General features: G+C 66.9%; 2 protein-coding genes and 1 pseudogene. 1 reads left to right on the top strand and 2 read right to left on the bottom strand.

Annotated elements, in window-relative coordinates:
* Window positions 1-444: pseudogene (locus KDK82_RS19490) on the bottom strand (pseudouridine synthase); the annotation flags it as partial.
* Window positions 445-990: 546 nt separating this feature from the next.
* On the opposite strand from KDK82_RS19490, the gene KDK82_RS19485 reads away from it, so the two are divergent.
* Window positions 991-1530, top strand: coding sequence for a hypothetical protein (locus KDK82_RS19485; RefSeq protein WP_013804344.1), 540 nt, complete (start codon window positions 991-993; stop codon window positions 1528-1530).
* A gap of 17 nt (window positions 1531-1547) precedes the next feature.
* Here KDK82_RS19485 and KDK82_RS19480 read toward each other — a convergent pair whose 3' ends face one another.
* The gene (locus KDK82_RS19480; protein ID WP_088165955.1) at window positions 1548-2414 is read right to left on the bottom strand and encodes an IclR family transcriptional regulator; all 867 of its coding nucleotides are present in this window, start codon (window positions 2412-2414) and stop codon (window positions 1548-1550) included.
* Window positions 2415-2517: the final 103 nt, after the last annotated feature.

Below are 2517 nucleotides of genomic sequence, written 5' to 3'. Positions count from 1 at the left end.
ATCACGGGCATCGCGCATGTCGCGCTGCTCGCGCGGGGCACGGTTTTCGCCGCCGCCCTGTTCGCGCCAGTCGCCACGCGGCTGGGAACGGTCCAGGTCCTCGGCACGGCCGAAACCGCTGCTGCGCGGGCGCTGGTCACGGGCGTCGTCGCGGGGTGCTGCACCGCGGGCATCGCCGCGAGGGGGAGCATCACGGCGGTCGGAGCGCTCGTAGCGATCATTGCGGCCGCCACGGTCGCCGCCACGTTCATTGCGGTCGTTGCGGTCACTGCGCGGGCCGCCGCGTGCGCCCGCAGATTTGCCCGCGCCACCCGAAGGGCGGCGGGCATCGCCAGCCGGCTCGGCCTGTGGCTTTTCGGGGCGGCGCAGCACAGGGCGCGCGGAGGGCGCTGCCGCCTCGTCGGCGCCGGGCCGGGACGGTTTGGAAGAAGTAGGGGATGACATTAGACCGCCATTGTCGCGCGGCAAGGCCCGCAGCGGCTGCGCCCTGCGGCCAATACGGGCATTGCGCTCGGCTATCGGGCGGCCTGCGTGCAGGCCGCCAGGGCCCCCTTGCCAGCCCCGCCGCCCGGCCCTGCGCCCCGGCTGGCTCGCCATGTTCCGCACCACTCATTCATGTCCCATGCAATGCGCCTGGCGGCCGGCCCATCCCGATCACTGTATCCGGCGCGATATGCACAACCGGATGAATCCTCAATGAAAAATCGACAAGAAGCGAATCACATCGGCAAAACATCTTCAATCCGGCCGATTGGGATCTTGCAATGCACGGCATGCGATATGTAAAAAACTGTATTTTATTTGAGCGATTTCATTCATTGACGATTGCGAATCAACCCATTGGGCTTGCCATTGCCCATGCATCTCCCCATAGAATGGCGCCCGTCCAGAAACGGGGGGCTCTTTCGAGACAACAGCCCTTCGCGCAGCGCCTGCTGCGGTATCCAGACCATCCCGCCCGGACTCCCGCCTCATTCAACAAGGAAAACCATGAGCGATACACCCAACCTATCGAATTCCACTCCATTGAAAGAACAATTCAAGGCGCTGCTTATCACCAAGCCGGACTTGACTGGAATCGAGTGGTCCGATATGGAGACCGCCATCGGCCCGAATGCTGAAAAATACCGGCCACTGTGGGAACGCATGGTCAGCGGGAAAAAGGGCTTTTTCGCATCCATGAGTCCCTGCTGGACCGCCATTCCCTTCATGGGCGTTTCCTGGGCCATTGCGCGCCGCGTCTACGCCTATGCCGTGGTGGCCTTCATCACCCTGTTGATCATCAATCTGCTGATGCCCGGCACGGGCGGCGCCGGGCGCGTGCTCGGCATCGCGGTGGCCATCTCGTTCACGGTCAAGCGCACCTACCTGCAATGGCTGGTCACGCGCATACAGCAGATCAACCAGAGGGGCCTGGTGGGCGCTGCGCGCGAAGAGGCGCTGCGCCAGATCGGCGGCCTGGACCAGAAGAACGGCTGGATCTCCTTCGGCGTGCTGCTGGCCATCGGCATCGTGCTGGCCGCCTTCTGAAGCGCCAGGCCCGCAGATCAGCGGTCCACGGGCAGCCGGTCGCACAGGGCCACCAACTGCGCCAACTGGGGGCCCACATCCCGGATCAGCGTGCGGGCCGGCATGCGCAGGCCCGGCACGGCGCAGTTGAACAGCAGGCGGCGCGACCCGTAGCGGATGCGCGAGGCCGCACCCACGGCGCACACGCCCAGGCCGGAGTCGCCCATGTTGACCGCGAAGCCCCGGGCGGCATAGTGCGCCAGGCTTTCGCTGGCGTTGTCCCTGCAGCGCGCGTATTCCTCGGGCCGCTGGCTGCGCACGCGGTCCAGGAAGCGCTGCAGTTCCCCGGCATCGAGCTGGGCCAGCCCTGCCCGGCCCATGGCCGTTTCCAGCACGCCGCGCACGGCGCCCACGCCGGGTCGCTTGAGCGTGCCGCCCTCCCAGGCGCAGGTATCCAGGTAGACCACATCCAGGTCCATGACCACGCCCACCGACACCGCCCCCTTCACACGGTCGGCCAGCGCCTGCATGGGCAGGCGCAGCGGGCCGAGCAAGGGCGTGTTGATCACATAGGGGTAGCCCAGGGCGACGGCGGCCGGGCCGACGAAGTAGCGGTCCAGCCGCTCGTCATGGTCCAGGTAGCCCATGGTCTGCAGGCTGCGGCACAGCCTGGACACGGTGGGGCGCGGCAGGCCCAGGCGGCGGGCCAGCTCGCTGTTGGCATGCGGGCGCGGATCGCTGACGAAGCACTGGAGAATCATCAGCCCCTTGGCCAGCGTTCCCGCGAAATACGGGTCCTGCTCGCGGATGCGGCAGACATCCTGCGAGTCCCTGGGTTGGTGGGCAATGGGGGTGTGGGGCACGTGGCGATTGTGCGGACCACGGCCGCAAAGCCGCAACTGCATTTCAATATTTGAAACTGCATTGCAGCCCTGGTGCCCGCGCTTCCTACAGTGCGGCCCATGAGCCAAGCCCCCACCCCCCATCCCGCCGACGCCCGCCTGCAGG

This window comes from Delftia sp. K82, assembly GCF_002193035.1.
Classification (GTDB): domain Bacteria; phylum Pseudomonadota; class Gammaproteobacteria; order Burkholderiales; family Burkholderiaceae_C; genus Comamonas; species Comamonas acidovorans.
Note: the sequence above shows the minus strand (reverse complement) of the source record. Positions and strands in the feature narration are given on the sequence as shown.